The 21,680-nt window shown below is 59.8% G+C and carries 21 protein-coding genes; 5 read left to right on the top strand and 16 right to left on the bottom strand.

Going from position 1 to position 21,680, the window contains the following annotated elements; all coding sequences use genetic code 11:
• Nucleotides 1-18: 18 nt before the first annotated feature.
• The gene (locus ACOERD_RS16710) at nucleotides 19-834 is read left to right on the top strand and encodes a substrate-binding domain-containing protein (protein ID WP_419739781.1); all 816 of its coding nucleotides are present in this window, start codon (nucleotides 19-21) and stop codon (nucleotides 832-834) included.
• Nucleotides 835-886: 52 nt separating this feature from the next.
• Here ACOERD_RS16710 and ACOERD_RS16705 read toward each other — a convergent pair whose 3' ends face one another.
• The 10 genes from ACOERD_RS16705 to ACOERD_RS16660 all read right to left on the bottom strand — a co-directional run bounded on the left by ACOERD_RS16705 (nucleotide 887) and on the right by ACOERD_RS16660 (nucleotide 10,064).
• On the bottom strand, nucleotides 887-1,759 hold the full coding sequence (locus ACOERD_RS16705; RefSeq protein ID WP_419739780.1) for a substrate-binding domain-containing protein: 873 nt from the start codon (nucleotides 1,757-1,759) through the stop codon (nucleotides 887-889).
• Nucleotides 1,760-1,885, bottom strand: coding sequence for a hypothetical protein (locus tag ACOERD_RS16700; protein ID WP_256439764.1), 126 nt, complete (start codon nucleotides 1,883-1,885; stop codon nucleotides 1,760-1,762). It lies immediately after the preceding gene.
• A gap of 13 nt (nucleotides 1,886-1,898) precedes the next feature.
• Nucleotides 1,899-3,161 carry a c-type cytochrome gene (locus tag ACOERD_RS16695; RefSeq protein ID WP_419739779.1) on the bottom strand — a complete coding sequence of 421 codons (1,263 nt, stop codon included), beginning with the start codon at nucleotides 3,159-3,161 and terminating at the stop codon, nucleotides 1,899-1,901.
• A complete protein-coding gene (locus ACOERD_RS16690) occupies nucleotides 3,162-4,367 on the bottom strand; it encodes a formate dehydrogenase subunit gamma (RefSeq protein WP_419739778.1) in 1,206 nt (401 codons plus the stop codon).
• Nucleotides 4,368-4,438: 71 nt separating this feature from the next.
• The gene (fdh3B, locus tag ACOERD_RS16685) at nucleotides 4,439-5,035 is read right to left on the bottom strand and encodes a formate dehydrogenase FDH3 subunit beta (protein WP_170376582.1); all 597 of its coding nucleotides are present in this window, start codon (nucleotides 5,033-5,035) and stop codon (nucleotides 4,439-4,441) included.
• A 16-nt stretch (nucleotides 5,036-5,051) separates the two neighbouring features.
• Nucleotides 5,052-7,946 carry a formate dehydrogenase subunit alpha gene (locus ACOERD_RS16680; RefSeq protein WP_419739777.1) on the bottom strand — a complete coding sequence of 965 codons (2,895 nt, stop codon included), beginning with the start codon at nucleotides 7,944-7,946 and terminating at the stop codon, nucleotides 5,052-5,054.
• A 133-nt stretch (nucleotides 7,947-8,079) separates the two neighbouring features.
• The gene (locus ACOERD_RS16675; protein WP_170376587.1) at nucleotides 8,080-8,268 is read right to left on the bottom strand and encodes a ubiquinol-cytochrome c reductase iron-sulfur subunit N-terminal domain-containing protein; all 189 of its coding nucleotides are present in this window, start codon (nucleotides 8,266-8,268) and stop codon (nucleotides 8,080-8,082) included.
• 57 nt (nucleotides 8,269-8,325) lie between these two features.
• Nucleotides 8,326-8,937, bottom strand: a complete 612-nt coding sequence (locus tag ACOERD_RS16670) for a TorD/DmsD family molecular chaperone (protein WP_419739776.1) — start codon at nucleotides 8,935-8,937, stop codon at nucleotides 8,326-8,328.
• Nucleotides 8,938-8,940: 3 nt separating this feature from the next.
• Complete coding sequence (locus tag ACOERD_RS16665; protein ID WP_419739775.1) at nucleotides 8,941-9,513, bottom strand: DUF3306 domain-containing protein; 573 nt, start codon at nucleotides 9,511-9,513, stop codon at nucleotides 8,941-8,943.
• Nucleotides 9,510-10,064, bottom strand: coding sequence for a DUF3305 domain-containing protein (locus ACOERD_RS16660; protein ID WP_419739774.1), 555 nt, complete (start codon nucleotides 10,062-10,064; stop codon nucleotides 9,510-9,512). The genes ACOERD_RS16665 and ACOERD_RS16660 overlap by 4 nt, the downstream gene beginning before the upstream one ends.
• A gap of 261 nt (nucleotides 10,065-10,325) precedes the next feature.
• Between ACOERD_RS16660 and ACOERD_RS16655 the strand changes: the two genes are divergently transcribed.
• A complete protein-coding gene (locus ACOERD_RS16655; protein WP_419739773.1) occupies nucleotides 10,326-12,281 on the top strand; it encodes a 4Fe-4S binding protein in 1,956 nt (651 codons plus the stop codon).
• On the opposite strand, the gene ACOERD_RS16650 is transcribed toward ACOERD_RS16655, so the two are convergent.
• Entirely contained in the window at nucleotides 12,275-12,826 is a 552-nt protein-coding gene (locus ACOERD_RS16650; RefSeq protein ID WP_419739772.1) for a c-type cytochrome, read from the bottom strand. The two genes, ACOERD_RS16655 and ACOERD_RS16650, sit on opposite strands and share 7 nt — an antisense overlap.
• A 285-nt stretch (nucleotides 12,827-13,111) precedes the next feature.
• On the opposite strand from ACOERD_RS16650, the gene apbC reads away from it, so the two are divergent.
• Genes apbC through ACOERD_RS16635 form a run of 3 tightly spaced genes read left to right on the top strand, consistent with a single transcriptional unit; the run spans nucleotide 13,112 to nucleotide 15,344 of the window.
• A complete protein-coding gene (gene apbC, locus ACOERD_RS16645; RefSeq protein ID WP_419739771.1) occupies nucleotides 13,112-14,173 on the top strand; it encodes an iron-sulfur cluster carrier protein ApbC in 1,062 nt (353 codons plus the stop codon).
• Nucleotides 14,170-14,865: a DUF4444 domain-containing protein gene (locus tag ACOERD_RS16640; protein WP_419739770.1), complete on the top strand. Its 696-nt coding sequence runs from the start codon at nucleotides 14,170-14,172 to the stop codon at nucleotides 14,863-14,865. Before apbC ends, ACOERD_RS16640 begins: the two co-directional genes overlap by 4 nt.
• Nucleotides 14,865-15,344, top strand: a complete 480-nt coding sequence (locus ACOERD_RS16635; RefSeq protein WP_419739769.1) for a DUF6505 family protein — start codon at nucleotides 14,865-14,867, stop codon at nucleotides 15,342-15,344. The genes ACOERD_RS16640 and ACOERD_RS16635 overlap by 1 nt, the downstream gene beginning before the upstream one ends.
• A 6-nt stretch (nucleotides 15,345-15,350) precedes the next feature.
• On the opposite strand, the gene ACOERD_RS16630 is transcribed toward ACOERD_RS16635, so the two are convergent.
• From ACOERD_RS16630 to ACOERD_RS16610, 5 genes are all read right to left on the bottom strand, one after another.
• Nucleotides 15,351-15,851: a flavin reductase family protein gene (locus ACOERD_RS16630; RefSeq protein ID WP_419739768.1), complete on the bottom strand. Its 501-nt coding sequence runs from the start codon at nucleotides 15,849-15,851 to the stop codon at nucleotides 15,351-15,353.
• 89 nt (nucleotides 15,852-15,940) lie between these two features.
• Entirely contained in the window at nucleotides 15,941-17,353 is a 1,413-nt protein-coding gene (locus ACOERD_RS16625) for an exonuclease domain-containing protein (RefSeq protein WP_419739767.1), read from the bottom strand.
• Between the two features lie 2 nt (nucleotides 17,354-17,355).
• Nucleotides 17,356-17,874 (bottom strand): hypothetical protein, encoded by a 519-nt coding sequence (locus ACOERD_RS16620; RefSeq protein WP_170376630.1) that lies wholly within the window; start codon nucleotides 17,872-17,874, stop codon nucleotides 17,356-17,358.
• 84 nt (nucleotides 17,875-17,958) lie between these two features.
• Nucleotides 17,959-19,782, bottom strand: a complete 1,824-nt coding sequence (locus ACOERD_RS16615) for a DUF294 nucleotidyltransferase-like domain-containing protein (RefSeq protein WP_419739766.1) — start codon at nucleotides 19,780-19,782, stop codon at nucleotides 17,959-17,961.
• Between the two features lie 102 nt (nucleotides 19,783-19,884).
• Complete coding sequence (locus ACOERD_RS16610) at nucleotides 19,885-21,669, bottom strand: sodium:solute symporter family protein (RefSeq protein ID WP_170551306.1); 1,785 nt, start codon at nucleotides 21,667-21,669, stop codon at nucleotides 19,885-19,887.
• Nucleotides 21,670-21,680: the final 11 nt, after the last annotated feature.

Genomic DNA, 21,680 nt, shown 5'->3' with positions numbered 1-21,680 from the left:
AAAACATTGGAGCATGTGATGAGACGGGCAATTTTGCGCGCAGCGGCGCTTGGGCTTGGGATGATGGCTGGCATAGCCACAGCGGAAGAGCCGTTTATCGTGGTGCAATCCACGACCTCGACCCAGAATTCGGGGTTGCTGGACTATCTGTTGCCGGGCTTTGAGGCGGAAAGCGGTATTGATGTCCGTGTCGTAGCCGTTGGCACCGGTCAGGCCATTCGCAATGCGGTGAATGGCGATGGGGACGTGTTGCTGGTCCACTCCAAGCCTGCGGAAGAGAAGTTCGTCGCAGATGGTTGGGGCGTTGAGCGTTTGGATTTGATGTATAATGACTTTGTTCTGGTCGGGCCAAAATCAGACCCGGCGAGCGTCAAAGGGGGATCAGATATCCTGTCCGCGCTCTCTGATATCGAGGCGACAGAGGCCGTATTCGCCTCGCGCGGGGATGACAGCGGAACGCATAAGGCCGAGATGGGGCACTGGGCGGATGCCGGTTTGGATCCGACAAGCGCGTCGGGAGAGTGGTATCGCGAGACTGGATCTGGCATGGGGGCCACGCTGAATATCGCCAGTGGCATGGGGGCTTATACGCTGACCGACCGCGCGACATGGCTTTCCTTTGGAAATAGAGGGGATCTTGAGATTCTGGTCGAGGGCGATCCGCGATTGTTCAACCAATACGGTGTGATCCTGGTGAATCCCGAGCGGCATCCGAAAACGCGCGCCAATGCGGGGCAGAGGTTCATTGATTGGCTGACAGGGCCGGACGGTCAGGCGGCGATTGCGGATTTCCGGCTGGACGGGCAGCAGGTGTTTTTCCCTAACGCGCAGTAGATTGGCCTGCGGCCAATGCCTTCGGCGAGAGTATTTTTAGAAAGACGAAGCGCTAGCCGCTGGCGCCGTTGTGGTGGACCTGGCCCAAGCCGGTCAGGTCATATCCACCAAATTCAGAGGCGCGGGTGCGGAACTGATCCGAGTGTATGAAGCGCAGCAGTTTCTGCATCGGTTCGTCGAAATAGGCCCGCCGCCAGATTGCCAGATCCAGCCGTTCCGAGTGGGTTGGCACGAAGTGCAGGTTGTAGAGGCTGGCCAACGCGCCCAGACCAAACCCGGCCTCGGCTTTGTTGTCGTGTAGGTTTATGGCCAGTTCTTCCTCGGTGCGGGCGCAGGTAGGCAGAGCGGTCAGGTCGTCTCGGGTCAGGCCATGGGTTGAGAGTTCGGCATCAAACAGACGTTGGCTGGCGGCGCTGTTCTGGCGCAGGACGACGCGGCGGCCTCTGAGGTCGTCAAAACCGGCAATGTCCGAGGTCTCTGGGGACAGCAAAAGCCCGCGTTGTCGCTGCGCGATCTCGATCAGGACCACGGGGGCCTCGCCCAAAGCATCGCGCAGGGATTGGGTGTTGAAGCCACCGTCCTCATGGATATGCAGCGCTGCGGCCTGTGCGCTGCGACTGCCAAGGCGACTAAGACCGTCGAAGGAGCCATCGTAATAAGTCGCGAGACCAGACCCGCTCTCCCGCAGTGCCCAGTCCAGCAGTGGATCATGGCTGCCCGCGATGATCGGGGGCAGGGGCGGTTCCGCTACCTTTGGACCGGAGCGGGAGGCGTTAAGCCATGCGATCACCTCGGAGCGGGGAAACAGCAGCTTGCCCATGGCGCGGACGCAGGGCACCTCACCCGAGGAGGCGAGATCATAGGCTTTCCGCTCGCCGATCCTTAGCAGGTCGGCCAGCTCTTTCGTCGTCAGGTATTCGGACATTCAGTCGAGGCGCACAGCAGGGCCAGAGGTCGCCTGCTCCGCGCTGAAGCCGATCTGGTTCAGCGCAAAGGGGGCGGCAACAGTGATGACGACCATTGCAGTTGCGGCGGCAAGAAAGGCTTTCATCGTTTCCTCCGGTTCAGTTCGGATCGATCGTTGCGCGGCGCAGAAAGGTGATCAGGTCGTCCCGGTCCTGTTCTTGCGTTATCCGCTGCATCGGCATCTTTGATCCTGGAATGTAGTGATCCGGCCCCTCATCGAAAAGGGCATTTATCGTCTCGTCATTCCAAATGATATCAGAGTCTTGCAACGTTTCCGAGTAGAAATAACCGGGCAGGGTTCCGGCTTGTCGTCCGAACACTTCGTAGAGTGTTGGACCTGCACGGCGCTGCCCGTCCGGTGTCAGGCTGTGGCAGATCGAGCATTTGCGAGCGAATTGCCGTTCGCCGTTGCTCATCTGGTCGGGGTCTTTCAGGAAACTTGGTTCTGACGCGGCCATCTGCTCCTGATCCCTCAGCGCGGAGACAGGCCAGCTATACATGGCCTCATCAATTCCACCCGCGTGGATGTTTTGACCGTCCGCAGAAAACGCCAGCGCCCAGACCGGCCCCCGCAGCGTAGCGCGGAAATCTTGGGCGATACGCCAGTCTACCGTGTCGATCACCATGATGTAGCCTTCGCCATCCCCGACTGCCAACAGACTGCGATCAGGACTGAGGGCCAGCGCCAGAATGGGGCGTCGGTCCAGGGTGAAATCCCTCTCTTCATCCGTGCTGAGGTCGCGGATACGGGTCCCGCCATCCACAGCGCCATAGGCGATCCAGCCGTCTTGTTCGTTCAGGGCCAACTCATTGATGCCGAAGCCATGTTCGACCACGCGCCGGGTTTCTTGCCCGCTGGCCACGTCCCATTCGCGTAGGCTACCATCCACACCCGCCGAGAACAGCCGGGTTCCATCCTGTGAAAACACCACCGCGTTCACACCGCCACCAGTCGGGCCCAGCATTTGTGGGGCGGAGCCGTCCAACGGCCACAACCCAATTGTGCCGTCCCAGCTGGCTGTGGCGACATGGGTTTTTGAGGCTGCGAGGCCCACGATTTTACCTTTGTGCTGGCCCACGACCTCTCCGCCTGGCCAGCGGCGCAGGGTGAAATCGTCTCCGGCGGAGTAGATGGCAGTGCCGTTGAAGACGACGGAGTTAACGGCGGCTTCGTGGCCCTCCAACCATTCGGGCATTTGATCCGACCACAGACCAACCGAATTGTCGAAACTGGCCGTGGCGATCCGCCCGTCAGGTGCGGTTGCAATGCCCATTATCGGCCCGCCATGGCCCTTAAGCGTGAAGAACTCGGACCATGCGGGCAGGGGGATCAAGGCCAGCGCGACGGCGAGCCAGCGCATCTATTCAGCGGGAGAGGCCGTTGCTTTACCCGCCTCTTTTTCCTGCACCTCTTCCAGCCAGAGCGAGTGATGCTCACGCGCCCATTGCTCTTCAACCTCGCCGGTACCCATGGCGTCAAACGCGCCCTCCATCCCAACCGAGCCGAGGTAAATATGGGCGATGATGATGGCGATGAAGACATAGGCCACCATGACGTGCCAGACTTGGGCGTATTGCATTTCCTCCTGCGGCGACATTTGGACGGGCAGGCTCAGGCCAAGTGCTTGAGGAAGGCCGGTGGAGTTGGCGATCGAGAAGGTCTTGGCAAACATCGGCAGTTCGAAAGGGAACAGCAGCGACAGGCCGGACAGGCTGATCGAGATACCCAGTAGGATACAGGCCCAGAAGATGATTTTCTGGCCCGCGTTGAACTTCTTGGCGGGCGGATGGCTGCCTTTGGTGAACAACCCCCCTCCGGCGGCCAGCCATTTCAGGTCGGTTTTGTTGGGGATGTTATGGGCGATCCAGTTCACGGTAACGATGATCAAGCCCAGCATGAAGGCCCAGGCGAGGTTGTTGTGCAGCCATTTGCAGCCCTGCGCGATGGTGGCGAAGCCTTCCTTGCCGAAGACCGGGATCAGGAAGTCGCGGCCATAAAGCGTCAGCAGGCCGGTGATACCGAGGATCAGGAACGACCCGGCAAACAGCCAGTGCCCGAAGCGTTCAAAACTGTTGAAGCGTAGAACCGTGCGGCCTGTCTTTTCCCCATCAATGCGGATTTTCCCGCGGATCAGGAAGAACAGCAGGATGACGGCTGCCATTCCAGCAATGATGTAGCTTCCGTATTCACGCAGTGGACCCGTTCGGAAGTTCCACCACCACATGCCGCCATCCTGGATCAGGACACCAGCAGCAGGTCCTTGCGAGGACACCGTTGTATCGGCTGAGCCAAAGCGAATTGCCCGATATACATCGCTGTCCGAGGCAACGCCGCTTGTTCCGAATTGGCCCAGCAGCCCCTCGACATTGCCCTGACCGGTGTTTTCCGAGCGATAGGCGTTGTCTACTTTCTCACCCCGCTGCCGCGCCAGAATATCTTCGAGCGTCGTGGCACCGCCAGTCGAGGCGCGTTCATCCGCGGCGGGGGCCTCGGTCTCGGTGCGTTGGGCAAGGGCGAACTGTGTCAGCCCAATTGTGAACAGAAGGGCGAAAATGAGACGGAACATCTGAACCTCGGTCAAAATGCCAAATGCAGGTGACCCACATTTGCGGGTCACCTGTTTCTTACACAGACGAATTAGCCGTCTTTCTGGTCGTAGGCCGTGCCCCAACCCCACGCGCCCGAGCCAAACCCGCGCGCGACGACACGCTCGCGGTAGATGGCCGAAACGACGTCGCCGTCACCGGCGAGCAGGGCCTTGGTGGAGCACATCTCGGCGCAGATGGGCAGTTTGCCCTCGGCGATCCGGTTGCGACCATATTTGGCGAACTCTGCAGTCGAGTGCGTTTCCTCGGGGCCGCCGGCGCAGAAGGTACATTTGTCCATCTTGCCACGCGATCCGAAGTTGCCCGCCTGCGGGTATTGCGGCGCGCCGAAGGGGCACGCGTAGAAGCAATAGCCGCAGCCAATGCACAGGTCCTTGGAGTGCAGGACGACGCCTTCTTCGTTCTGATAGAAGCAGTCGACCGGGCACACCGCCATGCAAGGCGCATCCGAACAATGCATACAGGCCACCGAGATCGAGCGTTCGCCTGGGTTGCCGTCATTGATCGTTACCACCCTGCGGCGGTTGATGCCCCATGGCACCTCGTGTTCGTTCTTACACGCGGTGACACAGGCGTTGCACTCGATACAGCGTTCAGCGTCGCAGAGAAATTTTGCTCTTGCTGCCATTTTTCTCTTCTCCTCCTTACGCTGACCAGATCTTGCAGAGAGTCGCTTTGGTCTCCTGCATCTGGGTCACTGAATCATAGCCATAGGTCTGGGCAGTGTTGGTACTTTCACCCAGCACATAGGGATCGGCACCTTTGGGATATTTCTCCCTCAGGTCCTCGCCCTGGAAATGGCCGCCAAAGTGGAATGGCATGAAGGCCACGCCGGCACCGACCCTGTTGGTCAGCATCGCCATCACCTTGACCTTGCCGCCCTCAGGACCTTCGACCCAGACCTGCGATCCGTCACGGATACCAAGGTTGTTGGCATCGCGCGGATTGATCTCGACGAACATGTCCTGCTGAAGCTCGGCCAGCCACGGGTTAGACCGTGTCTCATCGCCACCGCCTTCATATTCGACCAAGCGACCTGACGTGAGGATTATCGGGTAATCCTTTGAAAAGTCGTTCTTTTGGATCGAAGCATAAAGGGTCGGTAGGCGATAGGCCTGACGGTCCTCGTAGGTTGGATAGTCCTCCACCAGATCGCGCCGGTTCGTGTAGAGCGGCTCGCGGTGCAGTGGGATCGGATCCGGGAAGGTCCAGACAACCGCGCGTGCCTTTGCGTTCCCGAAGGGCGCACAGCCATGAGCGATCGCGACGCGCTGGATACCGCCGCTGAGGTCGGTCTTCCAGTTGGTCTCTGGTCCCGCAACAGCGTCGATCGCTGCGCGTTCCTCCGCCGTGAGGTCTCCATCCCAGCCAAGGTCCATGAGCATTTGCATCGTGAATTCAGGGTATCCATCCTGAATTTCCGATCCGACGCTATAGACCCCTTCGGCCAACAGGTTGTCACCATCGCGTTCCACCCCGAAACGGGCGCGGAAGGTCAGGCCACCTTCGGCCACCGGTTTGGACATGTCATAGAGGTTCGGTGTCCCCGTATGACCCATCTCAGGCGTTCCCCAGCAAGGCCAGGGCAGACCATAATACTCGCCGTCGTTGGGTCCACCAATGGCTTGCAGCGTGGTTCTGTCGAACGTGTGCTGGTTGGCCATGTGGCTTTTCAGACGTTCTGGCGACTGACCGGTATAGCCGATGGTCCAGAGGCCCGAGTTGAACTCACGCGTGATGCTTTCAACATTCGGGGTTTCCGGGTCGTCCATCTCGATGTTGCGGAACAGACGATCCGCCCAGCCGAACTTATTGGCGAATTTGGCCATGATGTCCTCGTCCGGCAAGCTTTCGAACAGGGGATCCACCACCTTGTCGCGCCATTGCAGCGAGCGGTTCGAGGCCGTGACCGAGCCACGTGTTTCGAACTGGGTACAGGCTGGCAACAGGTAGACGCCATCAGTGCGGTCCTGCAGAACGGCCGAGACGGTGGGATACGGGTCGATCACGACCAGCATGTCCAGCTTCTCCATCGCCGTCTTCATTTCCGTCATCCGGGTCTGCGAGTTGGGCGCGTGGCCCCACAGAACCATGGCGCGGACGTTGTTGTCCTGATCCATGTTGGCGGGATCTTCCAGAACACCGTCGATCCAGCGTGAGACCGGGATGCCGCGCTCGTTCTGGAGCGGTTTATCCTTGCCTTCCTTGTCCTTGATCGTGGCGAACTGACCGGCCAGCCATTCAGGATCTTCACCCCAGACACGGGCCCAGTGACCCCATGCCCCTTTCGACAGGCCATAGTAGCCGGGCAGGGTGTGGGACAGAACTCCAAGGTCTGTCGCGCCCTGCACGTTGTCATGGCCGCGGAAGATGTTGGTGCCACCACCCGTGGTGCCCATGTTGCCGAGCGCAAGCTGAAGCACACAGTAGGCGCGGGTGTTGTTGTTGCCGTTGGTGTGCTGAGTACCACCCATACACCAGACAACGGTGCCGGGACGGTTGTTCACCATGGTCCGAGCGACGCGGCGCAGCTGCGAGCCGGGTGTGCCGGTGACGCGCTCGACCTCATCCGGGGTCCACTTGGCAACCTCTTCCTTGATCTGGTCCATGCCCCAGACACGGGTGCGGATGAACTCTTTGTCCTCCCATCCGTTGTCGAAGATGTGCCACAGAATACCCCAGACCAATGCGACGTCGGTGCCGGGACGGAAACGGACATATTCATCCGCATGTGCCGCGGTGCGCGTAAAGCGCGGGTCGCAGACGATCAGAGGCGCGTTGTTCTGCTCTTTCGCACGCAGGATATGCAGCAGCGAGACGGGGTGCGCCTCGGCCGGGTTGCCACCGATGATAAAGATAGCCCGGCTGTTGTGCATGTCGTTGTACGAGTTAGTCATGGCGCCGTAGCCCCATGTGTTCGCAACGCCCGCAACAGTGGTTGAGTGGCAGATACGGGCCTGATGGTCCACGTTGTTCGTGCCCCAGTAGGCGGCGAACTTGCGGAACAGATAGGCCTGTTCGTTATTATGCTTCGCAGAACCCAGCCAGTACACACTGTCCGGCCCGGATTCCTGACGGATGTTCATCATGCCGTCGCCGATCTCGTTGATCGCCTCGTCCCAGCTGATGCGCTTCCACTCTCCGCCTTCCTTTTTCATAGGATACTTCAGGCGGCGTTCGCCATGGGCGTGTTCGCGGACCGCGGCGCCCTTGGCGCAGTGCGCACCCAAGTTGAACGGGCTGTCCCAACCGGGTTCTTGCCCGACCCAGACACCATTTTGCACCTCAGCAACAACTGTACAGCCGACCGAGCAGTGAGTGCAGACGGATTTGATATTCTCAACGGCTTGGTTTGCCGCTGTCTGGGCGCTGGCTTGCGTCACGGTTCCACCCGTTGCGCTGATCGCGGCAAGGCCGCCGATCGTCAGGCCCGAGCCACGCAGGAATGCGCGGCGATCGACGGTTTTCTCGCCGACCTGGGACAGGATACTTGTCCGCTGGGGGCGTCTCGCAACCCCGTTGGTCTTTTTCCTAAGCATTGTTTTCCTCCCTTGCGCGCCGTGTCAGCCACGGCTGGCTTGGTACTTCGCGAACCGACATCAGGGCCAATCGCAACCGTCCGTCGGGTAGATGACATCGTCCGGCGGCTAGGCCGGGCGCAGTCGAGGCGGCTTAGAAGCGCGCGCTTTCCAGATACGCGCGGGTATGCGCGGTGTCCTGCATGCGGGTCTCGTCCGTCGGCAGCTCGGCTGCTTCGGCTTGACCGCTCAGGCTGGCGGCGGCGACAGCAGCGGGCGCTGCGGTTCCGGCCAGTTTGAGGAAGTCGCGGCGGGTTGCGCCTTCTTCCTTGGTCTTGCTCATGGGTGTCTCCTCTCCCATTTGCGATCTAGCGCCTTCTTGGCGCTGGTGAGTGGCGGGTTATGCCGCCGTCATTCGGAATGCCTCACGCTCGATCTCCATGAACACCCGACCGGCCGTCCCGACCGAGGCATAGAGAACCGAAGCTTCGGCAGCTTCCAAATCCGAATAGAAATGTGCGGCCCAAGGGCCGATATGTTTGTTCCAGAACGCTTTTTGATCGTCGAGCGGGGTAGCGGTTCCAAACCGGCCCACGATCATGCCAGCCATAATCTCCATCAGTGATGCGATGTTATCTTCGGGCTCGAACACGTTCTTGGCGCGGGTTATGCCGCGCACGGCCATATCATTGCGCAACTGAGCCAGAGGTTTTTCGTTCAGGAACCCGGTTAGGTAAAAGCTGGCATAGGGCAGCAGCTCACCACGGCCCAACCCGATGAACAGTGCGTTGAACTCGCGTTCTGCTGCGGCGGGTTTAGTCACCTTGGCCACCCGTGCCATGGCTTGAATGGCTTGGCCCAGATCGGTGTCATCGCCGCTTAGTCCGGCCATCTGATCCAACAGCAATTGATCCGGCGGGCCAGCCAGCAGCAGGCCCAGAAAGTTGTAGAAATCCGCGCGTAGCCGATCCTCGGCTGGGATATCCATGTGTTGCGCGTTGCTTGCGGTCATCCGTTATCCTTCGAATTCAAATCTCATGCGGCGCGGGGCCGGGATATAAGGCTCGTCCTCAGGCTCTTCCGCTGCGGCCAGAGCCATCCGTTCCAGGGCTGGTTCAGGTTCGGCGAGCGCGGCGGGTTCTTCTTCCTCGACAGGCTCGGGGGCGTCGATTTCAGGCTCATCCTCTTCGGCTGCCAAAGCCTCGATATGCGCCAACATCCCTTTGCCGACCTGATAAGCGGTTTGGAGGTTTTCGATCACACAGGCGGCATCGGTGTAGTCTTCGCCATAGTCGACCAGCCCGTCCACATTGGCCAATACAGGATTCAGTCGCCATAGCCGACGCAGGGCGCGGCGGCGCAAGCGGTCGGGGACTGCCTTAGCCATGAAGCCCGACACATCATCGCCAGCTTGTAACTGATCGGGGTCGGGCAGATTGAACTCAGCCAGAATTTCGGCGTCGCTCTTTTCTTCCAACTCGGCCTGTTGCGCCGCAATGGTTTGTTGTTCCGCCGCGATGGCTTCGGCCTCGGTTTCTGCCTGAACGGCTGCCTTGCGGCGGGACCAGAAATCGCGGGGTTGGGTCATTGCAGCACCTTCCTCGGTGCGCGGTAGACATCCGAGGTTTGCCGAATACGCGCATCCCCCTTGCCTTCCTCCACAAGGTCCGTCCGCTTCTTGTCACGGCGGCGTTTGATGAAAACCTCATCCCGGTGGTGTTCCAAAGTGAAATCCCGAACCCAAGCTATCAGGCCTTCGGTCATCGGGATTTTCTCAACAATCTCTTCGCCAGTATCCGCGTAATCCTGCCCCTCGAACGGAGAGGCGGTGATCAGCGCCGCTTCCATCGGGCGGTTGCCGTCCAGATCGTTGCGCAGAACCAGATAAACGGAAGGCTGCCCATCAGACAGGTTGACCATATAAGCTTCGGTCTCATCGGCCCAGAGGGTCAGGGGCAGGGTGGCGGCATGGTATTCCACCGCATCGCCTTCGCGCCGAAGCTCCACCCAATCAGCAGGGCCAGCACCGGGCAGCACGGCAACCGCACGCCAGTTCCACTTCGCCCAGCGAGTTACCCCGGGTGTTTTGCGCACGATGACGCCAACAGGCATTTCAATACGGCTTGCGGCCTTGGCCACTGGCTCCTCCCCGTAAGGCTCTCCCCTGCCTTACCCTAAGTCTACTATGGTACACATAGGGCGGCTCTGCCAAGTCTCAATCGCGTGAAAAACCTCTTGTACGACTAAAGTTTAACAAGTGAAATTCCGACGGTTTGAATCAGGAAAATAAACGCTCCAATAGAATTTAACGTGCGAAGCGTGATGTTTCGCAAAGACTGGATTGCCAGCCGGGCGATACCATCTAAGGTAACAAGTCAGGAAGCTGTCCGGGGGAGGGACATGGCCACCAAACTTATTCTATGTAACTGCGAAGGCTCGCAGAAGGTGGATGCCGACCGTATCGGCGCGGCCACCGAGCTGGAGTGCAGCAAAACACACACTGCCCTTTGCACGCGAGAGCTGGGTGTCGTTGCGGAGTTTATGAAGGGGGATGACCAACTGCTGATCGCCTGCGGGCAGGAGCAGGAGGTGTTCCGCGATCTGGCCGAGGATCTTGAGGTTGAACCACCCGCCTTTGTTGATCTGAGGGACCGCGCGGGCTGGTCTGACCAATCCGGTGACGCGACCCCCAAGATGGCGGCCCTGGCGGCTGAGGCGTTGGTGCCGATGCCCATCTCGCCCAGTGTTGATGTGATTAGCGAGGGCACCTGTTGCATCGTTGGCCCGGCCGAGGTCGCCTTTGATCTGGCCGAGCGTTTGTCGGCAACGCTGGCGGCGACTGTTGTGACGGGAGATGAGACCTCGCCCATCAGCCGCAGCTTTGATGTTGTACGTGGGCAAGTTCGCTCGGTTTCGGGCGCATTGGGCGGGTTTGCCCTGCGGATCGACGGGTTGCAGCAGATTGCCCCGGGTGGTCGTGGGGCGTTCGGATGGACCGAGCCGCGTGACCGGGCGCAGTCGGCCTGCGACATCCTGATTGATGTGACCGGAGAGACGCCATTCGTTCAAGCTCCGGCCAAGCGCGAAGGCTATCTGCGGGCGGACCCGCGCGACCCGTTGGCTGTCTCGAAACTGGCGTTTGATGCAGCGCAGTTGGTAGGGACGTTCGAAAAACCCCTCTATGTGCGTCTTGAGGAAACTCTGTGTGCCCATTCGCGGGCCGAGCAGGTCGCCTGTACCAATTGCCTCGATATCTGCCCGACTGGGGCCATCACACCCGCCGGAGAGCATGTCGCCATTGACCCCATGATCTGCGCTGGCTGTGGGGCGTGCGCGGCGCTGTGCCCCTCGACCGCGATCACCTATGAAGACCCGCCTGTGTCGGCGGTGCTGTCGCGGATGCATGTCCTGGCCCGAACCTATCGCCGGGCCGAAGGCTCCGTACCGCGTCTGCTGGTGCACGACGCTCACGGGGCCGAGATGATCCGTCTTGCTGCGCGGTTCGGACGTGGACTTCCCGCCGATGTCATTCCAATGGAGTTGAGCGTCATTTCCGGCTTCGGCCATGCCGAAATGCTGGCCGCTTTGGCCCACGGCTTTGCACGGGTCGACATCCTGCTTGCGCCGACGACCGAGCGGGACGCGCTGGACCGCGAGCTGGAGCTTGCACAGGCGATCGCGCCGGACGTAGGGCTTGGACTGATTGATGAGGCCGACCCGGACGCGATGAGCGATCTGCTCTATGCGCAAGAGGTACCGGCGGCACTGACCGATCCGGTTCTGCCGTTGGGTAACCGCAGGCAAATCGCCCGGTTGGCAGCGCAGGCTCTGAACCCTAAGGCCGAGGAGCCTCTGGCTTTGCCTCAAGGCGCACCCTATGGGGCCGTCGCGGTGGATACGGATGCGTGTACGCTGTGCCTAAGCTGTGTGTCGCTCTGCCCATCGGGGGCCCTGATCGACAACCCGGATAAACCGCAGCTGAACTTCCAGCAGGACGCCTGTTTGCAATGCGGCCTGTGCCGCAACATCTGCCCCGAGGATGCCATTGCGCTGGTTCCCCAACTGGACCTGAGCGATGCCGCGTTGTCTCAGCAGGTGTTGAACGAGGAAGAGCCCTTTGAGTGTGTCGAATGCGGTGCCCCGTTCGGTGTGAAGTCAACGGTGGAGCGGGTCATGGAGAAGTTGTCGGGTATACACCCTATGTTTGCCTCGTCCGAGCAGGCGCGGATGATCCATATGTGCGACAATTGCCGAGTGGGCGCGCAGTTCAACATGCAGGACAATCCCTTCCAGTCCAAGCCGCGGCCCAAGGTTGTGACTACGGATGACTATTTCTCAAAACGGAAGGATCATTGATGCTGCAGCGGCGCGCCGAGATCCGCTGCGCTGATGACCGAGACAAATGCCAGAATGGCGTCCAGATCGTCCAGCGTCATCTCAACTGGGTGTATGGGCGACGGACGCGAAGGATCGAAGGGGGGCGTCAGCCCCTCGATCTGTGTAAAGGCCGGGTGGGGGTTCAGGGCGAAGAAGGCCTGAAACCTCTCATCCCAATCTGGCAACGTGCGCAAAACGGCGAAAGAGGGGGTCGAACCGAGCCCATTCATGCGGTTCTGCGGGCCGATCACATGGCAGCGGCCGCAATGGGTCATCGAAAGCGCCTCACCCAATGCGGTATTGCCGTCGATGACTTCAGAGGCCTCGGCGCTGGCAACCTCGAAACTGGCGCTGAAGGGCGGGCCTTGATCCGGAGCAAAACTTTCGATCGTGCGCTTGCCGATATCCGACAGCAGCCAGTCACGAAAGCGTGCCTGTTTCGGGTCGTCCTGAATGCGCAGGTGATAGACGATCTCGCCGCGTGCAAAGACCGGATCGCCCTCGGCGCCGGTATTCAGCGACATAACGCCCTCAGCATCGCTGATTACCCGTATCCCGGTCTTGAGTGAAAAGCGCGGAAGAATATGTTGCAAAAGGCCCGAGTTCGAAACTTCGGTCGGGCTGGCCAAGCCAATCGCGTCTTGCGCCCCGGAAGGGGTGGCGGAGAGCGTCAGGCTGAGGCACAAAAGGAAAAAGCGCATGCCCAAGCCTAATCGCCAAAAGGCAAATGCGTCAAATGAACGAAAAGAGACGGAGACACATGCAATGAAAAGCAACCATGCGATGGGGCAGGTTATGGGGATGATGGCATGAGTGTCCGTGACGCGGTTCTTGCAATTTTGAAAAAGATCACCGACCCGGTTTCCGGTCAGGATATCGTCAGCGCGGGCGTTGTGCGTGCCCTGAATGTCGAAGGCGATACCGTGCGCTTCGTGCTTGAGATCGACCCCAAACAGGCCGAGCGGATGGAGCCGGTTCGCGCCGCCGCTGAGCAGGCCGCGCAGATGGTCGAAGGGGTTTCGAAAGTATCGGCCATGTTGACCGCGCATTCCGATAAGGCTCCGCCAGATTTGAAGCCAAAGCCAAAGCCCTCTCAGACCGGTCCGCAGGCTGTGCCTGGAGTGGATCGGATTATCGCCGTTGCTTCAGGCAAGGGTGGGGTCGGCAAATCGACCGTTTCGGCGAACCTCGCCTGTGCCTTGGCGGCGGAGGGGCGGCGTGTGGGTCTGCTGGACGCGGATGTTTACGGGCCATCACAGCCTCGGATGCTGGGTGTCTCGGGACGCCCGGCCAGCCCGGACGGTAAGACGATCCTGCCGTTGCGCAATCACGGCGTCACCATGATGTCGATGGGCCTCATGACCAACGAAGGGCAGGCGGTTGTTTGGCGCGGTCCCATGCTGATGGGTGCGCTTCAGCAGATGATGAACCAAGTGCAGTGGGGCGCTCTGGACGTGCTGATCGTTGACCTGCCACCGGGCACTGGCGATGTGCAACTGACGCTCAGCCAAAAGTTCCAGGTGGATGGGGCCATCGTTGTCTCAACCCCGCAGGACGTGGCACTGATCGACGCCCGCAAGGGGATCGATATGTTCAACCAGCTCAAGACACCGATCTTCGGTATGATCGAAAACATGTCGACCCATATCTGTTCCAACTGTGGGCATGAGGAACATATCTTTGGTCATGGCGGTGTCGCGTCCGAGGCCGAGGCGCTGGGCGTGCCGCTATTGGGTGAAATCCCGCTGCATCTGGATATCCGGATGGCCGCGGACGGGGGTGCGCCCATCGTGGTCAGCAAGCCCGACAGCCCACAGGCCGACGCGTTCCGCAAGATCGCGCGCGACCTGATCGCCAAAGGCAACGCATGAGCGAGCCGGTTTTTCCCCCTCTGTTGACAGGTCACCACGCCAAGGGTGGGGAAGACCCGTTCGAAAAGGCCCAGGCCATGGCGGCGCTGGGCTGTGATTCCGGCTCGGTCGTTTACAATATTCAGGCCGATCGCCTGCGCGCGGCCATTGTATTCGCGCCGGAGGTCGCCTTGCAGGACGCCATGGCGATGCTGCCGCTGTGCGCCGTTGGATTTCAGAACTCGCTGGGCGCACTGGCCCCGCCAGAAGTGGCGGTGCATCTGGGCTGGGATGGCCTGATCTGCGTGAACGGTGCGAAATGCGGACAGTTCCATGTTGCCGCGTCAACCATAGATCCCGATCAGATACCCGACTGGCTGGTCGTCGGGTGGGAATTGGTACTGCTGCAAACCAGCGATGCGCCCGGCCATACGCCGGACGTCACCGCGCTTTATGATGAGGGCTGCGCCGACGTTTCGGCAACCCAACTGGTGGAAAGTTGGTCGCGTCATATGCTGACATGGCTCAACCGCTGGTCCGAAGACGGTAACGCGCCGCTACACGGTGAATGGCTTGGCCTTCTGCGCGGTGTCGGAGAACCAATCGAGGGGCAGGGCGTGTTCCTTGGCACGGATGAGCGGTTCGGCATGCTGATCCGCGACAAGGATGAGACTCACCTGCGCCCGCTCACAAACCTATTGGAGGCGACCTGATGAAACTGGCCCGCGCGATACATTTCGACGAAAGCGACATGAACGTGTTCCACTCGCCAGCGCGCACGGGGGAATGGTGCATCTCGGGCGGGTTTGAGTTTTCGAATTGGGGACAGGGCGATCTGGAAGGGAAAGCCCGTCAGGCCTTCGCCAATGGCTGGCTGGGGTTAGAGACCTTTGGCCGTGTGACCTTTGTGGCCGTCACTCAGATCGAACCGGCCGAGAAAGATCAGATCGTCGAAAACCTGGCCGAGCATTTCGTTAAACTCTACGGCGCACCGTCGCTCGAGGCCGCGATGGGCGTAGCGCAAGCGGAGATAGATCATATGTCCGAGCTTTGCGACGAACACCCTGCCAACACCTTGCTGACCGTTGCGCGTGAATTGACCGAAAGCGGCGTGCATGAAGCGTTCCGCGTGATCACGCCGCAAGAAACACAGCTTGAGGCGCTGGCGGTTCACGGCTCGCTTGACGACTAAGGGTCGTCAGATCAGGTCGACAAACCCGCCGAACTGACCGCGTTTGAAGATCAGGCCCTGACCCGTGCGGTACATGACCTGATCCACATGGCCGACCATAATCAGGTGGTCGCCCGCTTCGTGGCAGGCATGCAGATGGCAGTCAAACCGCGCGAGGCAATCGGCCAGTTGCGGCCGGCCCATTTCATCTGCGCTCCAGTCTGCGTGAGAGAAATCTTCTCCGTCCCGAGCAAACCGCAGGCTTTGGTCCTGCTGCTCTTGTGCCATGACATGGATGGAATAGTGCTGGCAGTCCGAAAACGCGCCGAACCGGTTGGATTCCTTGGCCAAACACCACAGGACCAGCGGTGGGGCCAGTGAAACCGAGGTAAAGGAGTTCACGGTGATCGCGCGCGGCCCAAGTGCAGTCTGAGTTGTGACGACCGTTACACCTGTCCCGAAACACCCCAGCGCTTCACGAAACGCGGTGCTTTGATCAGGGGTTGGGATAAAAGTCTTCTCGGTCATTGCACATCTGTTCTCTGCCCGATCGTCAGGTGCCATGACCGTTCCGTATTGTCTATGGTAACTTTGGTTCATCACGTTGAAAAACTAGGTCAGTTCAGGTCCTCCAACAAGCGACCATGTTTACGGGTTTCGGTGATGATTGCGCCGAAGGTGGTGATTTCCCGCGCTTTCAGCATGGGCAGCATCCGCACAAGCGCTTCGGCCGTGGCCACCGCATCCCCCAGCGCCGTGTGACGGAGCGCTTCGGGAATTTCTACGTCCAAACGGTCACATAGCGCGTCCAGTGTATGCGTTTCGCTGGCGCCGAACAGGACAGCAGACAAAAGCACAGTGTCCAGAATTGGGTGGTCCCATTCAACACCCATCCGCTTGGCGTGACGGCGCAGGAATGCCATGTCGAATGGCGCGTTATGGGCAACAATCACGGCGTCCCGAGCGAATTGATGAAAGATACGGCCGGCTTCACCAATCTCTGGTGCGCCTTGCACCATCTGGTCGCTAACCTTGTGAACCTTGGTCGAGGCCGCTGGAATGGGGATGCCGGGATTGACTAGCATGTCGAACCGCTCCCCCTCAACGATGCGTCCTTTCACGACGCGGACCGCACCGATCTGAACGATCTCGTCCTTGTGCGGCAACAGGCCGGTGGTTTCGGTGTCAAAGACGACAAAGCAAAGATCTTCAATCGTTTGGGCCTCGAAACTGTCCGAGGCCGACATGTTCAACAGATCGAAATCATAGACTAGTGGGCGCGCCGCGTCCGGGGCGATCTGCGCCGCGCTGTCGTCGAAGATCAGCATGTATCCGGGCGTATCTCCCAACGGTTTCACGCGCGCGGAATAGCTCTGCGCTCCGTCGATGCTGGTCAACGTGCAGGTAACGTCCTGACCGGTTTTGACCAGTTTCGAATAGGCGGCATACAGCGCGTCTGGCTGTAGATAGTCCTCAAGCGCGGCGTTCAGGCGCGGATGTGCGATCTGGGCCAGAACCTCGGCCGCTTGCGCATCATAGAGGACGATCTTGTGGTTCGGGCTGGCGAGCAGCATCGCAACCGGGATTTCGGTCAATAGGGCAGTGAGCCTGTTCTTTTCGGCCGCCAGTTGGGCGGTCTCGGATGCGACAGCCTCGGCCACGCTGAGCGTCTTGTGCGATAGCTGATCCGCCAGCCCAGCCGCGGCCGGGGCAAGGTCGCCCAAGTATTTCGCCGTTTGGACATCCATGTTGCTGCTGACTCCGGCATGCGCGCGCGCGCGCAATTCGGCTGACAGACGCTCAATCGGTTTTGCCACGTTGTCGTCAAACAGCAACCAGACCCCGGCGATCAAGGCCAACAGCCCAAAGGCAATCACGATCCCGGCAAAAAGGAACGGGTCGAAAAGGGCGGGGTTGCCCTCGCGGGCATAGCTGAACCAAAGCGCCAGAGCGCTGACCGCCAGCCCACCAGCCGCTAACAGGCAGAAGAACAGAAAGATTCTCAGACGCAGACTCAACTTGGTCAGCATGATCAAACTCCGCAGGTGGCCTCGATGATCGGATCGCCGGTCCCGGCCTTGATCCAGTCGGCATTCAGAACGCGGCCATCGTCGCCAAATTCGGCCCCGTCGGCCAGATTGGCCCGCAGGTTTTCGGCGCAGTTTACGACCACCGGTACCTTCGAGACCGGTGCCCAGCGGCCAAAGAAATAGAGCTCGACCAGCCGTTCATCCGGCACTTGTTCATTCTTGCGCACCGAGTCTGTGTCGATGGCAGCAAACCTGTCCACGAAAGGCACGGCATAGGTCCAGGGGCGGTAAATCGCGCGGCTTTCGACCTCTTGGATGATGCTGACACTGTCCGGCAGCGTTTCGCGGGTGCGGTCGTACCACGAGTATTCGCTGGCGATCGTCATTCCGATCATGCCCAGCCCCGCAGCGACCGGCGTGGCCCACCGGGGCAACCTTCCGCCGGTCAGCTTGTTCAGCACCAGCACGATCCCGGCAAAGGCAAAGCCCGCAAATATCGTACCGATCAATTCCAGAAACATTGGTCTTCTCCACCCTTCGGGCGTTCCTCGCCCAGTCGTTTAAATTCAAATACGGTCGCCGAGGACGACCCTGATCTCTCGTTTTTAACCCAGCATTCCTTTGCCGTGACCAACGGCGGATTGCATGGTTTTCACCACCACAAATGCGTCCCTCAGGTGGCTGCGCTCAAAGTCCGACAGGTTCGTAGGTGGCAGGTAATTGTCGGGTTTTTCCCTGGATTTGACCAGCGCGACCTGATGTTCCAGCCGGGTTTCCGCAATCAGATCATAGGCATCCAACAAATCGCGCGCACCTGACGGGCTTAGGACACCTGCGGCCTCGGCGGCTTTTAGGCGGGCGCGGGTGTTGGCTTCTGGCAGTTTGCCCTGCAGGCTGTAAATCCGCGCCAGATCGACCACGGGCACCACCCCGTTATGTTTCAGATCCAGCGTATTGCGATGCTCCCCCGATCGGATGGTTGCAAACCCACGCAACAGCCCCAAAGGCGGGGTGTGTTTCAGCGAATTCGAGATCATATGCGCGACAAAAATCGAATTCGCGTTGGCGGCATTCAGCGTATCGTCCTGAAGATCGGCAAACAGCTCGAACGAGCCGCCGATAGGACGCAGGTCAAACATGACCGAGGCCAACATCTGCGCTTCGGGATTTGGTTTGGCAATCCACCCCTTGAAATAGTCGCGCCAGACATGCAGCGGCTGACACCAGCGCGGATTGGTCGCCATCATGTCACCGGGGCAGTAGAAATAGCCGCAGGTATCCAGCCCGTCCGAGACATGTTTGGCCAGTTGCGTGAAATAAGCCATGTCAGCTTCGGTCACCGCATCGTCCAGTATCAGGCAGTTGTCCTGATCGGACACACCTGTCTGCTCCTGTCGTCCTTGCGATCCGCAGGCCAGCCACAGGTATGGCACCGGCGGCGGCCCCAGTTTGGCTTCAGCAAGACTCAGCAGCCGACGCGTGGCAGTGTCGGCGATATCCGTGACCAGCCGTGTTACGATTTCATGCCGGTTGCCACCCGCAACCAGCTGCACCAGCAGCTGGGGGATTTCTGCCGTGACCTTGGCCATTTCCTCGGCAGTGTCGGCATGGGCAATTCGGCGAACAAGTTCGGCCGAATTCACGGCCTGATAATGGGTCAGGTCTGTCTGAGTGACGACCCCGACTAGACGGCCGCCCTCGCAAATCGGGATGTGGCCGATCCCGCGCTCCATCATCACGTGTAGCACATCCGAGCCTATATCCGATGGCGATAGGGTGGTTGGGTTCGGCGTCATGATCTGTGAGATCGGAGTATCCGCGGGCATCGCATCCGCCACAAACTTGCCCGAGATATCACGCAAGGTGGTGATGCCTACCAGATCGTCGGCCTCTGTCACGCATAGCGACGAAATCCCCTTGTCGCGCATCAGGCGCGCGGCGTCGCGCACGGTCGTGGCCGGAGGGCAGGTGGCCGGATTGTGTGCCATCAGGACATCAATGGCGCTGGTCGCCAAACTCTGCGGACCGCTGCGGCCCCCGCGTGAGCGATCGAAGAATTTGGAGACCACATCATGGTTATCGATCAATTCTCGCACCAGTTCAGGTGGCAGTACGATCAGCACAGATGGGGTATGGGCGCGCGCCTTGGTCGCGGCTTTCCCGTCTTTCAGCAGCCCGCGTTCACCAAAGGAATTGCGCAAGCCCAGATGCGAAACGACCTCATCGTTCTCATCCGTGATTTCAACCTGTCCTTCATAGATCACGAATACGCCGGGCAGTTTATGGCCCAGATCGTAAACAGGGTAATCCTCATCAACCTCCCAGACCTCGATCTGTTTGGCGACTTCATCCAGTACGTCGGCGGGCAGGGCGTCATAAGGATGTACGGATTCCAGAAACCGGGTGATCTGGTCATGGGACAGGGGCATCTAAATACTCCGTGGAACAAAAATCCCGCCCGGTGGTGTGCCGGACGGGAGTAGTGGATCGAAAGACGCGGCCATTGGCAAGAACCTCAGGCCGCATCAAGCTCATTTGTTCTGAGCTGCGCCCGCACCACGGGGAATGCGTACGCTTTCGACCAGATCTTTGATCTCCTGCGGAGTCTCTTTGGTCATGCCGGCAACAACATACGCAACTGCGAAGTTGATCATTGCACCGATTGCGCCGAACGAGGTCGACTTGATCGGACCCAGCAGCGGGTCAGCGTCGGTGAACGAGTTGGTGCCCGGAATGAACAACCAGCCCTTGTGCAGGAAGATATAGACCAGAGTGACAACCAGACCAGCCAGCATACCAGCAACCGCGCCGGTGTTGTTGATGCGGGTCGAGAAGATCCCCATCATCAGCGCCGGGAAGATCGAGGCAGCCGCCAGACCAAAGGCCAAGGCCACGGTTTGTGCCGCAAAGCCCGGTGGGTTCAGACCCAGATAGGTTGCAACCAGGATGGCTACGGCCATTGCGATACGCGCGGCCAGCAGTTCACCTTTTTCCGAAATCTGCGGATTGATCGCACCTTTGACAAGGTCGTGGGACACCGCCGACGAGATCGCAAGCAACAGGCCCGCAGCGGTCGACAGAGCAGCCGCAAGACCACCGGCAGCGACCAGACCGATCACCCAACCCGGCAGGTTGGCGATTTCGGGGTTGGCCAGAACCAGGATGTCACGGTTGAATTTGGTCAGCTCGTTTCCGACCCAGCCTTTTTCTTCCGCGATTGCAGTCATAGCTTCAGACTTGTCGTTGTAGTACTGGATCTTGCCGTCGCCGTTCTTGTCTTCCCAGTCCAGCAGACCGGTTTTCTGCCATGTCTGCATCCAGTCATAGCGCGGATCGTTGTCGATTTCCTCGACCGAGACAGCGCCACCTTCGATGCCACCATTGGGCCACATCATGTCGGTGATGTTCAGACGGGCCATTGCGCCAACCGCAGGGGCGGTCAGATACAGCAGCGCGATGAAGACCAGCGTCCAACCAGCCGACCAACGTGCGTCAGACACTTTCGGAACGGTGAAGAAGCGCATGATGACGTGCGGCAGACCCGCAGTACCGATCATCAGCGACAGCGTGAACAGAACCATGTTCAGCGTGTTCGAGTGGTGAGCCGTGTATTCGTTGAAGCCCAGCTCGGTCACGATGGCGTCCAGTTTGGTCAGCAGAGGCTCACCGCTTGCAGTGTCGCCGAACAGACCCAGTGCAGGGATCGGAGTGCCGGTCAGCTGCAGCGAGATGAAGATCGCCGGGATGGTGTAGGCTGTGATCAGCACGCAGTACTGAGCAACCTGGGTGTAGGTCACACCCTTCATCCCGCCAAACACCGCGTATGCAAACACGACACAAGCACCGATCAGCAGACCGGATGTGTTCGAAACCTCAAGGAAGCGGCCAAAGGCCACGCCAACGCCGGTCATCTGACCGATCACGTAGGTCACCGATGCAACGATCAGACAGATCACGGCAACGACGCGTGCAGTCTGGCTGTAGAAACGATCGCCGATGAATTCCGAGACGGTGTATTTGCCGAACTTACGCAGGTAAGGCGCAAGCAGCAGAGCCAGCAGCACGTAGCCACCGGTCCAACCCATCAGGAAGGTCGAGTTGTCATAGCCGGTAAAGGCGATGAGGCCCGCCATCGAAATGAACGAGGCCGCAGACATCCAGTCCGCCGCTGTCGCCATACCGTTGGTGACCGGGTGAACGCCGCGACCAGCAGCGTAGAATTCAGATGTGGAACCCGCACGGGCCCAGATCGCGATGCCGATGTAAAGCGCGAAGGATGCGCCAACAAACAGCAGGTTGATGGTAAACTGATCCATTGTCCCCGCTC

This window comes from Ruegeria sp. (genome assembly GCF_965199275.1).
GTDB lineage: Bacteria > Pseudomonadota > Alphaproteobacteria > Rhodobacterales > Rhodobacteraceae > Ruegeria.
This window is presented reverse-complemented; position numbering and strand designations above follow the sequence as displayed.